We start from the raw sequence: 11,940 nt of genomic DNA on the forward strand, positions 1-11,940 counted from the left end.
TGAATCAGAGATAACTGGAGCAGCCTTATGCTGCTCCAATTGGCATGCCTTTTAATAAATACCCGACAGCAGTTTGCCGCAATGGACGGTAACTTCCCGCCGATATACACCTGAAAAACTTGCAATTAGCATGGCGGCGCACATTCAACGCAACTGAACAAGGAAGTTCAAATGACTGGCCCCGTGAAACATCCGTTTCCAATGCAGGATGCTGTGGTTGTTACAGAGCTTGGCGATCATGCCAACCCCTATACGGAATCAACGATTGATTTTGACCGTGACAACGCCACTGACAACGAGACATCCCATACCCAACGCAAGCCCAATCAATTAAAAGACCTCGACGCTTTATTCGGTCCGATGAAAATTGGCGCCTACTCGATCACACGAAGATCACTCGATGCCCTCGGCGCCACGGTTAACGGCGAACCGCTGACGGGCGATAACACGCTGTTTCGTAACCCCCGCCGCTCTTTCATCAATTCGCTGCAATTCAATTACAGCGAAATCGAAAAACGCATCAAGCTCACCTCCTTCGGCGACAACTACCTGCTTCCAACCTTTCTCTACGAAATGGCGATCGCACGCCCCGCCGATGCGCTTGCGATCATCAAGGAAGAAGCCAATCCACCGCTGGACGAAAGTGGCTATCGCAAAAAAACCATCCAGCTTTTGAATGCAGCCCAGAAGATCGATCTGCGCCTGATCAGTGACGGCAAGGCCAACTACCCCCGCTGGGCGCTGATCAGACAATACGGCACCCTCGGCGCGAGCGTCGGCCTGCAACTGTTCGGCATATTGATGGGCCTGCGCGGAGTCCACGACGCCCTCCAGGTCAACAATGGCGGCGAGGCCATTTTCAATGGCCTGGGGGTGGTGACGGAAGGTGCTTCGATCGCTTTCGACGTGGCCACGACGCGCATCGGCAAGGGCATGATCGAAGCCGGCAACAATGCTTTCAAGGACTTCGCCAAAACCCGGGCCGGACTCAGATGGTCGCGCACCGGCGGGATCGTCGGGGGGGCACTGACCTTGCCTTTCGACATCATGAGTGCGGTGAGGGAGTTGAAGGCTGCCGAGGCTCGATCCGGAAAAGAAGCGGCAGACCACTATGTAGGCGCCGGTTTGAACATTGCCAGTGCCGCGATGACGGTAGTCCTGGGGTCCGCGGCCATGGCCGGATTTTCGTTCGCCGGCCCGGTTGGCCTGGCTGCCGGCGCGATGATGGCCATCGGCGCGCAGATCTACGGCGCGGTGCGCCTGGTCGATGACATCGATGACTACATTGAACTCACACTGGAGGAGCGCTGGCGTACCGGCTGGTTCAAGTTCGTATTCATGGAGCCCGACCAGGACATTCTCAATCGCTATGAAAGCGCCAAGGCTCGGGCCGAACATGCTCGCCAATTGAAAACAACGGCCAGGAAATACCTCGACGAGACCATGAAAGACACCACGGAGGCGGTGGTTAACGGTGCATTCGAGGTCACGCTGCTTCCCCGGCGCGAGTACGTCACACAGTGGGGTCTGAAAACCTCGAAAATCGTCTACATCCCGCACCTCAGCGATGCAGACGATCTGATAGACGCGCGGGATGGCGTCACCACGCAAACACCCGGCGCCGAACTGGGCAGCGCCGACAACGGCAAAAACATTTTATGGCTGCTGGGCGGCGGGAATGACACGGTCACAGGCGTGGAAAACAAACCCAATGTCTTCTACTTCACGAACGGAAAGAAAGTCCTCACCGGGGGCGCCGAGAATGACCGGTTCATTATGCAGAACGCGGCCCAGGTGCTCGACAACTCTGACCCCGACGATACCCGGCATTCCATCCTCAGAGGGGGTGGCGGTCGCAATTCGCTGGAGTTCGACGGTACGCAGACATCGCAGGCTGGCGGTCGCGGCTATGACCTGGACCTGTCCGCCGGGACCTTGCATGTCTTCACCCCGGATGCCGCGTCCGAAGAGGGCAACAGGTACTCCTTCAATGCGCTGCTGGAGCGTATCAACGAGATTCATACACTGAGCAACGGCACGACGATCGTTACCGGCTCTAAGGACGCCGATATAATTGTGTCGCGAGGCAAGGATACGATCCACGCAGGCGACGGTGACGACACGATCCATCTGCACAAGGAAGGCGCCGCAGCCTTCGGCGGGTCGGGACAGGATATCTACAACCTCCCGCAAACCGCCAACAACCTGTCAATTACAGAAGACGGTGTTGAAGAAAGCGCGATCGTGCTCGACTGGAGAATGGATCTCATCGAAACATGGCGAATCGTCAAAACCACGCTCGAGATCACATTGAAGTTCGACTTTGATGACGCTCGTCGCAGCAAGCTGTACATCCACGATGTGTACCGACAGACGGATGGCGTGCGAGTGTTGATCAATAACAGAATTACCGTTGTCACTCGGGACAGGTTCCACCTCAAACCCGATCTGCCTGAACAAATTACTGAAGCCACATCCGTTGAGATCAAGGCAATCGTCACCCGTGAAGGTGGGCAGGAACCTGTCACCATTCTCGATGCACGGTTAGCCCACAATGTCCCGGCCAATACATTCACCGATTATTACGTCCAGCGTCATACCCGGCACAGTTCAATCATTTCCGGCCAAAGCGCGGCCCTTTACGGTTCGCGTATATTTCTCGATTTCGACAGTAGTGAATTGACCTCGGTGAACATCTTTTTCGACACAGAGATCGACTGGGAACATTCATCGCCGAGTGACAAGATCAACATCACCTGCAGTTACTATTTCCATTTCGAAGATAAAGTTCTGGAGATCAGCAAGTTTGCCACTCACAAGGCCATGACGCTGGAAGACGCGCTGCAGAAGATCGTGAATAACCAGATCAACCATGGCTACTCTCTCGTCTTCAGGGACGGCAAGGTTCATACCGTCACCCTGACCAAGGAGATGGCTGCGGCGCCGAGAACAGACTTGTATCGTCTCGCACGCAACTCGCGCTCCTTGGCGCCCGTTGCCCTGCCATTGAAGATGAAACCCGACACCTACTTCTTCCGGCTGCCTGAACAGGCACCTTATGAACTCGGTGACAGAAACTCTTGCAGCCTGTTGACCTACATTCCTGGTCAATCGCGTATCACCAGCATCGAGGGCAACGGGGGAACCTACCTGGTGCATCTGTGCGAAAAAATGATATTCCGCCTGTCCACTCCCGGTGGCCTCGCGAATGCCGTCCACAGGCTGGACTATTCATCCACGTGGGAGCTCGATGCCCGGGAGCTCGGCAAGTTCACCATCGAGTTGCTTGGAACGCGCTTGTATCTGGGCTCAACCACCATTCATGTGCCCGAATACAGCGGCGAAGACCTCGTGGACCAGATCTTCGTCATCGACGCCCACGGGATTATTTATACCGTCGACCTGATCTTTGACATGGTGTATCCCGGTGGTCTGGACGGGAGATATTTCGAGCCGCCCAAAGATGACCAATCACCCTGGCCGGAGGCATTCGCCGGAATTGCCGACAAGGAAATGCGCGTCAGCCACATGATCATGGCCGATGGCAGCGCAGGCCACTTGAAGTACAACCTGGCGCAACGCAAATGGACCTTGAGCAGCGACCCGTCTCGCGACATCAGCTATTCAGATTTGCTTGTGCTCAACCGCTGCGAGCACCAACTGGCGAAGGCATGAGCGCTTTGCCCGGTCTGAGCCTTGAGCGCGCGCGACCGAACATGGCAGGCCGATTCGCAGACGAAAAAAAGCCCGCAGTGTGAGCGGGCGAAAGACCAAAGAAGCTATATGCGCAGTCGCTTCCCGGCAGGGGCAGCCGCTTGGGGGTCAGCTGCCCCGATACGTGGAGTAGCTGTAAGGTGAGATCAGCAATGGAACGTGGTAGTGATCCTGTTCGGCAGAGATGCCGAACCGCAGCACTACCACATCCAGAAACGCCGGCTCCGGCAGTTGCACACCACGGGCGCGGTAGTAATCGCCAGCGTGGAACTGAACCTGATAAACCCCGGTACGGTAGTCATCGCCCTGCAACAGCGGCGCATCGACCCGGCCATCGCTGTTGGTTGTCGCGCTGGCGACCAATTCCAGCTGCGAACCTTCAACGCGGTATAACTCGACCTTGATCGAGCTGCCCGGGCAACCGTGTGCAGCGTCCAAAACGTGTGTAGTCAAACGTCCCATTGATTCTGCGCGCCTGCCTGCATGGAGCAGTCAGACTTCGCGCCTCCCGAAGTCAGTTGAAAAGGAGACCGCACCGATTCGGAGCACGAAAAGCTGCGGCGAGCGACTGATTAAGACACTTTTCAAAAAAATTGTACACAATAAAAACGACATTTTTTGCTTCGTCCCCGCCATCCGGGGCTTTTCTCCCGGTCTACCCCGCAAGCGCATGAACATTGCACCTTACATCCATTAACTGACTAGTCAGGCAGGTTTCTTGCAGGCTCATACCAATAGCAGCAAAAGATGACAGTCGGTGAAAAATGCGAAAATTCAGGCTTACAAAGTGCGATTAAAGTTGTATACAATCAGCCCATCGCTGTGACGCCAGCCTGCAATCTCATCGCCAGGCAGCCACGTAATCCCGACTTTGAATAAGTCATGAACAAGAAGGAAGACTGCAGTGAGCGCTGACTACCCACGCGACCTGATCGGTTACGGCAGTAACCCTCCTCACCCACACTGGCCGGGCAATGCCCGTGTAGCCCTGTCTTTCGTGCTCAATTACGAAGAAGGCGGCGAGCGCAATATTCTGCACGGTGACAAAGAATCCGAAGCGTTCCTCTCTGAAATGGTTGCCGCCCAGCCGCTGCAAGGCGAGCGCAACATGAGCATGGAATCGCTTTACGAGTATGGCAGCCGTGCGGGCGTCTGGCGGATCCTCAAGCTGTTCAAGGAATTCGATATTCCGCTGACCATCTTCGCCGTCGCGATGGCTGCCCAGCGCCACCCGGACGTGATCCGCGCGATGGTCGAGGCCGGTCACGAGATCTGCAGCCACGGCTACCGCTGGATCGACTACCAGTACATGGACGAGGCGCAGGAACGCGAGCACATGCTCGAAGCCATCCGCATCCTCACCGAACTCACCGGCGAGCGCCCGTTGGGCTGGTACACCGGTCGCACCGGCCCGAATACTCGTCGCCTGGTCATGGAAGAAGGTGGTTTCCTCTACGACTGCGACACCTACGACGACGACCTGCCCTACTGGGAACCGAACAACCCGACCGGCAAGCCGCACCTGGTGATCCCGTACACCCTCGACACCAATGACATGCGCTTCACTCAGGTGCAGGGTTTCAACAAGGGCGACGACTTCTTCGAATACCTCAAAGACGCGTTCGACGTGCTCTACGCCGAAGGTGCCGAAGCGCCGAAGATGCTCTCGATCGGTCTGCACTGCCGCCTCATCGGCCGCCCGGGTCGCATCGCTTCGCTCAAGCGCTTTATCGAATACGCCAAAAGTCATGAACAGGTGTGGTTCAGCCGTCGCGTCGACATCGCGCGTCACTGGCACGAAACCCACCCGCACCAAGAGGCAGCCAAATGAGCCGCTTTCAAACCCTGCAACCGTCGACCCTGAGCCGCGACGCCTTCGTCAAAGCCTTCGCCGACATTTACGAGCATTCGCCATGGGTGGCCGAGAAGGCCTACGACCTGGGCGCAGACGCTTCGATCGACGAGATCGAAACCCTGCACCAGCGCATGAGCGACATCCTGTTGAGCGCCGATCACGCCAGTCAACTGGCACTGATCAACGCTCACCCGGACCTGGCCGGCAAAGCCGCCGTCCAGGGCGAACTGACCGAAGCCAGCACCAATGAACAGGCTGGCGCCGGTATTCACCAATGCACGGCCGAAGAGTTCCAGCGCTTCACCGAGCTGAACGACGCCTACAAAGCCAAGTTCAAGTTTCCCTTCATCATGGCGGTAAAAGGCAGCAACCGGCATCAGATCCTCGCGGCGTTCAAAACGCGCATTCACAATTCGGCGGATACCGAATTCAAATGCGCGCTGGCGGAGATCAACAAGATCGCCCTGTTCCGTTTACTGACCCTCTAGCGAAGCCTGACCCGAGCATGTCAGACGCGGAGAATGCCCAGGGTCTTGCAAGCATCCCCAGCCAACTTATTTAAAGGCAGACAAGAAGAATGAAAGCTTACGCCGTACCTTTCGAGAAGTTCGTCAACCTGGCCGATGCCCGTCTGGGCACCAAAATCATCTCGGTCACCGATGACTGGTTCGCAGACGCCAATCGTCTGTTCCAACCGACCCCGGCCGTATGGAAGGAGGGCGTGTTCGATGACAACGGCAAGTGGATGGACGGCTGGGAGTCGCGCCGCAAGCGCTTCGAAGGCTTCGACAGCGCCGTGATCCGCCTGGGCGTTCCGGGTTCGATCAAAGGCGTGGACATCGACACTTCATTCTTCACCGGCAACTACCCGCCATCGGCCTCTCTGGAAGCGTGCTTCCTGGCGTCGGGCGAGCCTGACGAAAACACCCAGTGGACTGAAGTGCTGTCGGCCGTCGAGCTGCAGGGCAACAGCCACCACTACCACGAAATCAGCAACGACAAAGCGTTCAGCCACCTGCGCTTCAACATCTACCCGGACGGCGGTGTTGCCCGTCTGCGCGTGTACGGTGTGCCGCATCGCGACTGGTCGGCCGTGGGCGACAATGAGCAAATCGACCTGGCAGCCGCCCTTAACGGTGGTCGCGCCCTCGCCTGCTCCGACGAACACTTCGGCCGCATGAGCAACATCCTCAACCCGGGCCGTGGCATCAACATGGGCGACGGCTGGGAAACTGCACGTCGTCGCACGCCGGGCAATGACTGGGTGATCGTCGCACTGGGCCACCCGGGCGAGATCGAAAAAATCATCGTCGACACCCTGCACTTCAAGGGCAACTACCCGGACACCTGCTCGATTCAGGGCGCGTTCGTCAAGGGCGGTACTGACAGCCAGATCGAAACCCAGTCGCTGTTCTGGCGCGACCTGCTGCCAAGCCAGAAACTGGAAATGCACGCCGAACACACCTTCGTCGAGCAGATCAAGGCACTGGGCCCGATCACCCACATCCGCCTGAACGTGTTCCCGGATGGTGGTGTGAGTCGCCTGCGCGTACTGGGCAAGGTCGCTAAATAAGGTTGAACCCATTCGCGAGCAGGTCGAATCGTCGCACCGTCGCTCCCACAGGGGATTGCATTCCAAATGTGGGAGCGAGCCTGCTCGCGAAGGCATCAAAACAGTCAACACAGAATTCGGATAAGAAGAACAGCATGCGCACACTGACGATTGAACCGCTGAGCAAAGAAGCCTTCGCCCCTTTCGGTGACGTGATCGAAACCGACGGCAGCGATCACTTCATGATCAACAACGGTTCGACCATGCGCTTCCATAAACTGGCGACGGTCGAAACCGCTCAGCCGGAGGACAACGCGATCATCAGTATCTTCCGCGCCGACGCGCAGGACATGCCGCTGACCGTTTGCATGCTGGAACGCCATCCGCTGGGCAGCCAGGCTTTCATTCCGCTGCTCGGCAACCCCTTTCTGATCGTGGTCGCGCCACTTGGCGATGAACCTGTATCAGGCTTGGTCCGCGCCTTCGTCACCAACGGCAGGCAGGGCATTAATTACCATCGCGGCGTTTGGCACCATCCGGTGCTGACGATCGAAAAGCGGGATGACTTCCTGGTGGTTGATCGCAGTGGCACAGGCAATAACTGCGATGAGCATTTTTTCAAAGAGGATGAGCGTTTGATCCTCGCCCCCCACCAATAAGAGAAGGTCTGATCACTCGACAACAGAGTGACAGGCGAGAGGTAAAGACTGTGGAAGCACATCTGTTGGAATGGCTGAACCTGAGCGTGCGCTGGGTTCACATGATTACTGGCGTGGCCTGGATCGGTGCGTCGTTCTATTTCGTCTGGCTGGAGAACAACCTCAACCGCGTCAACCCGAAAACCGGTCTGGCCGGTGATCTGTGGGCGATCCACGGTGGCGGCATCTATCACCTGGAAAAATACAAACTGGCTCCCCCGACCATGCCGGACAACCTGCACTGGTTCAAATGGGAAGCCTACTTCACCTGGTTGTCGGGGATCGCGCTGCTGTGCGTAGTCTTCTACTACAACCCGACGCTGTACCTGCTGGCACCGGGCAGCAGCCTGACCGGCCCTGAAGGCGTTGCACTGGGCATTGGCTCTCTGTTCGTCGGCTGGTTCGTCTACTCCTTCCTTTGCGACTCGGCGCTGGGCAAACGCCCTGCCCTGCTCGGCTTCATCCTGTTCGTGCTGATCATCGGCGCGGCATATGGCTTCAGCAAGGTGTTCAGCGGTCGTGGTGCGTACCTGCACGTTGGCGCGATCATCGGCACCATCATGGTCGGTAACGTGTTCCGCATCATCATGCCGGCGCAACGTGCACTGGTAGCGGCGATTGCCGAGAACCGCACGCCGGATCCGGCGCTGCCGGCCAAAGGCCTGCTGCGCTCGCGTCACAACAACTACTTCACCTTGCCGGTGCTGTTCATCATGATCAGCAACCACTTCCCGAGCACGTATGGCAGCCAGTACAACTGGTTGATCCTGGCCGGAATCGCGGTGTTTGCAGTGTTGGTGCGTCACTACTTCAACACCCGTCACGACAGCCACAAGTTTGCCTGGACGCTGCCTGTTGCAGCGGTGGGCATGATCACTCTGGCGTACGTCACCGGCCCTGCGCCGATGTCGACCGCACCGGAAGTGGCCAAGGCTCCAGCGAAAATCGAGTACCAGCCATTGCCGGAAACTGCAGTGGGCGGTGGCTTGAAACCGGCTGAAGCGGCGCAACCTGCTGCACCTGCCGAACCTGCAGCAGCACCAGCGCAAGCCTCCAACGCCGGCCCAGGCTTCGACAAAGTGCACAACGTGATTCAAGAGCGTTGCACAGTTTGTCACTCGGCCAAACCAACCAGCCCGTTGTTCAGCGCAGCTCCGGCCGGTGTGATGCTCGACACCCCTGAGCAGATCCGCCAGAACGCGGCGCGGATCCAGGCGCAGGCCATCACCACGCAGATCATGCCACTGGGCAACATCACACAGATGACCCAGCAGGAACGTGACCTGATCGGTGCATGGATCGCGCAGGGAGCCCAGACCAACTAAGTAACAAAGCTTCGCGAGCAGGCTCGCTCCCACAGAGATCGCGCATTTCCTGTGGGAGCGAGCCTGCTCGCGAATCGCCTTAGCGCAGTTTTACCTGATGCAAAGAAACAGCTGTGAGCCACCCGGCAGCTGTTAATCACAAGAATAAAAAGATCCGAGGTGTTGCATGTCCGAGCTGTCCAAAGCGCGCATCCCCGACGCACCCGCCATTCAGCGTTTGCCCCTTTTGCAACTGATTCTGGTCGGTTTGCAACATGTTCTGCTGATGTACGGTGGTGCCATTGCGGTGCCGCTGATCATTGGACAGGCCGCTGGCCTGAGTCGTGAAGAAATCGCCTTCCTGATCAACGCCGACCTGCTGGTCGCTGGTATCGCCACCATCGTGCAGTCGCTCGGTATCGGCCCGATGGGCATTCGCATGCCGGTGATGATGGGCGCCAGTTTTGCCGCTGTCGGCAGCATGGTCGCCATGGCCGGCATGCCCGGTATCGGTCTGCAAGGCATCTTCGGTGCGACGATCGCCGCCGGATTCTTCGGCATGATCATCGCGCCGTTCATGTCCAAGGTCGTGCGCTTCTTCCCGCCGCTGGTGACAGGCACCGTCATCACCTCGATCGGTTTGTCGCTGTTCCCCGTGGCCGTGAACTGGGCCGGTGGCGGCGTTGATGCCGAACAATTCGGTTCACCGATTTATCTGGCCATTGCCGCACTGGTGCTGGCCACCATCCTGCTGGTCCACCGTTTCATGCGCGGTTTCTGGGTGAACATTTCCGTGTTGATCGGCATGTGCCTGGGCTACGTGCTTTGCGGCGCGATCGGCATGGTCGACCTCCGCGGCATGGCCGCTGCGCCGTGGGTTCAGTTCGTCACTCCGCTGCATTTCGGCATGCCGAAGTTCGAACTCGCACCGATCCTGTCGATGTGTCTGGTGGTGGTGATCATCTTCGTGGAGTCCACCGGGATGTTCCTCGCACTGGGCAAAATCACCGGCCAGGAAGTCTGCCCGCGCATGCTGCGTCGCGGTTTGCTGTGCGATGCCGGCGCCTCGTTCTTCGCCGGTTTCTTCAACACCTTCACCCACTCCTCCTTCGCGCAGAACATCGGCCTGGTGCAGATGACCGGCGTGCGCTGCCGTTCGGTGACCATCGTTGCCGGCGGCTTGCTGATCGTCCTGAGCCTGCTGCCCAAAGCCGCGTTCCTGGTGGCATCGATTCCTTCAGCGGTACTCGGCGGCGCAGCGATTGCGATGTTCGGCATGGTCGCCGCCACCGGGATCAAGATCCTTCAGGAAGCCGATATCGGTGACCGGCGCAATCAGTTGCTGGTGGCGGTGAGCATCGGCATGGGCCTGATCCCGGTGGTGCGGCCGGAGTTCTTCGCACATCTGCCGATGTGGATGAGCCCGATCACCCACAGCGGCATCGCCATGGCAACGCTCAGCGCGCTGACGCTGAATCTGCTGTTCAACATCCTTGGCGGCGCCGAGCGCGCCGCGATCAACGACTGCCACGCGCACCCGCATTAACAGCAACACCGATAGCCCCTTGTGGGAGCGAGCCTGCTCGCGAAGACGTCATCAGCTTCAACACTCTCGTTGACTGATACACCGCTTTCGCGAGCAGGCTCGCTCCCACAGGGAAAGCAGCTCTGCGCCTGAAAAATAAGAACAAGAGGGAGCAACAGATGATTCGCACGCAAACCAACCTGCTGTTGAGCGGCGGCCTGCTCGCCGCATCCCAGGCCATGGCCGGCGATTTACTGCTCTGGCAGACCAACAGCCTCAGCTACCTGTACGGCAAGAACTTCGCGATCAACCCGTCGATCCAGCAGACGGTGACCTTCGAGCACGCCGACAAGTGGAAGTACGGCGACAACTTTCTGTTTGTCGACAAGATCTTCTACAACGGCCAGGAAGACCGCAACAAAGGCCCGCACACCTTCTACGGTGAATTCACCCCGCGCTTCTCGTTCGGCAAGATCTTCGACCAGAAAATCGAGTTCGGCCCGATCAAGGACGTGCTGCTGGCGATGACCTACGAATACGGCGAAGGTGAAAGCGAGGCCTACCTGATCGGCCCCGGCTTCGATCTCAAAGTGCCTGGCTTCAATTACGTCACCCTGAACATCTTCCGCCGCCAGACCGAAGGCCCACGCCCCGGCGATGGCGTCTGGCAGATCACGCCCGGCTGGTCCTACAGCATTCCGGTAGGCAATTCCGACCTGCTGATCGATGGTTATCTGGATTGGGTGGTCGACAACGACGAGAACTCGCGCGGCACCTACCACGCCAATCTGCATATCAATCCGCAGATCAAATATGACCTGGGCAAAGCCCTGGGCTGGAGTCAGAAGCAGCTGTATGTCGGCACCGAATACAGCTACTGGAAGAACAAATACGGCGTCGAAAACAGCCATAACTTCGACACCAATCAGAACACCGCCAGCCTGCTGGTGAAGGTGCACTTCTAAGATGGTCCGCAACCGTGCCCCACGCCTGTCGTCGGTGCTCTGTTGCGGGGCACTTGAGGCGAGGCCTGCGAGTCAGTATTCTCCGCGGCCTCTTGAATTCGGTCTAAAAAAAAGCCCGAATTTAATTCCTGACCAGCGGGCCAACTTATCCCGGCCCCGGTCAGTACCGAGGCACCCCGAAAACACGCTCAATCGACTGTTTTTCAGCAGCCGACGGGCGTTTTTTTGCTTTTCGAAAAGACTTGGCTCAGCTCTTGCTAACAGCAAACAAGCTGACCGATCGGATGACTTTTTGCAGCAACGAAAAAAGGCGCCACACCAGAGCGC

General features: G+C 58.0%; 9 protein-coding genes. 8 read left to right on the forward strand and 1 reads right to left on the reverse strand.

The genetic code is table 11. The annotated features are described in order from the left end of the window. The first annotated feature begins 171 nt into the window (after positions 1-171). Positions 172-3,675 (forward strand): calcium-binding protein, encoded by a 3,504-nt coding sequence (locus JJD74_RS00665; protein ID WP_200610653.1) that lies wholly within the window; start codon positions 172-174, stop codon positions 3,673-3,675. A 147-nt stretch (positions 3,676-3,822) separates the two neighbouring features. On the opposite strand, the gene uraH is transcribed toward JJD74_RS00665, so the two are convergent. Further along, positions 3,823-4,176 (reverse strand): hydroxyisourate hydrolase, encoded by a 354-nt coding sequence (gene uraH, locus JJD74_RS00670; protein WP_042558430.1) that lies wholly within the window; start codon positions 4,174-4,176, stop codon positions 3,823-3,825. Positions 4,177-4,618: 442 nt separating this feature from the next. Here uraH and puuE point away from each other — a divergent pair, with 442 nt between their 5' ends. The 7 genes from puuE (at position 4,619) to JJD74_RS00705 (ending at position 11,613) form a co-directional block, all read left to right on the forward strand. Then, positions 4,619-5,545, forward strand: a complete 927-nt coding sequence (gene puuE, locus JJD74_RS00675; protein ID WP_042558428.1) for an allantoinase PuuE — start codon at positions 4,619-4,621, stop codon at positions 5,543-5,545. Beyond that, on the forward strand, positions 5,542-6,057 hold the full coding sequence (gene uraD / locus JJD74_RS00680; RefSeq protein WP_200610657.1) for a 2-oxo-4-hydroxy-4-carboxy-5-ureidoimidazoline decarboxylase: 516 nt from the start codon (positions 5,542-5,544) through the stop codon (positions 6,055-6,057). Before puuE ends, uraD begins: the two co-directional genes overlap by 4 nt. Before the next feature lie 89 nt (positions 6,058-6,146). Next, positions 6,147-7,142, forward strand: coding sequence for an allantoicase (gene alc, locus JJD74_RS00685; protein WP_042558426.1), 996 nt, complete (start codon positions 6,147-6,149; stop codon positions 7,140-7,142). A gap of 134 nt (positions 7,143-7,276) precedes the next feature. After that, a complete protein-coding gene (locus tag JJD74_RS00690) occupies positions 7,277-7,780 on the forward strand; it encodes an ureidoglycolate lyase (protein WP_042558425.1) in 504 nt (167 codons plus the stop codon). A gap of 50 nt (positions 7,781-7,830) precedes the next feature. Then, positions 7,831-9,144, forward strand: a complete 1,314-nt coding sequence (locus JJD74_RS00695; RefSeq protein ID WP_047300351.1) for a urate hydroxylase PuuD — start codon at positions 7,831-7,833, stop codon at positions 9,142-9,144. Positions 9,145-9,310: 166 nt separating this feature from the next. Further along, positions 9,311-10,669, forward strand: coding sequence for a nucleobase:cation symporter-2 family protein (locus JJD74_RS00700; protein ID WP_200610661.1), 1,359 nt, complete (start codon positions 9,311-9,313; stop codon positions 10,667-10,669). 158 nt (positions 10,670-10,827) lie between these two features. Continuing rightward, positions 10,828-11,613 carry an outer membrane protein OmpK gene (locus tag JJD74_RS00705; RefSeq protein ID WP_042558423.1) on the forward strand — a complete coding sequence of 262 codons (786 nt, stop codon included), beginning with the start codon at positions 10,828-10,830 and terminating at the stop codon, positions 11,611-11,613. Positions 11,614-11,940: the final 327 nt, after the last annotated feature.

This window comes from Pseudomonas sp. MF6776 (assembly GCF_016613125.1).
Taxonomy (GTDB): Bacteria; Pseudomonadota; Gammaproteobacteria; order Pseudomonadales; family Pseudomonadaceae; genus Aquipseudomonas; species Aquipseudomonas iridis.

Excerpts from the sequence above, each read along its gene's own strand:
- uraD (WP_200610657.1), top strand. The coding sequence starts at position 5,542 with ATGAGCCGCTTTCAAACCCTGCAACCGTCGACCCTGAGCCGCGACGCC.
- JJD74_RS00705 (WP_042558423.1), top strand. The coding sequence starts at position 10,828 with ATGATTCGCACGCAAACCAACCTGCTGTTGAGCGGCGGCCTGCTCGCC.
- JJD74_RS00665 (WP_200610653.1), top strand. The coding sequence starts at position 172 with ATGACTGGCCCCGTGAAACATCCGTTTCCAATGCAGGATGCTGTGGTT.
- JJD74_RS00700 (WP_200610661.1), top strand. The coding sequence starts at position 9,311 with ATGTCCGAGCTGTCCAAAGCGCGCATCCCCGACGCACCCGCCATTCAG.
- uraH (WP_042558430.1), bottom strand. The coding sequence starts at position 4,176 with ATGGGACGTTTGACTACACACGTTTTGGACGCTGCACACGGTTGCCCG.
- JJD74_RS00690 (WP_042558425.1), top strand. The coding sequence starts at position 7,277 with ATGCGCACACTGACGATTGAACCGCTGAGCAAAGAAGCCTTCGCCCCT.
- alc (WP_042558426.1), top strand. The coding sequence starts at position 6,147 with ATGAAAGCTTACGCCGTACCTTTCGAGAAGTTCGTCAACCTGGCCGAT.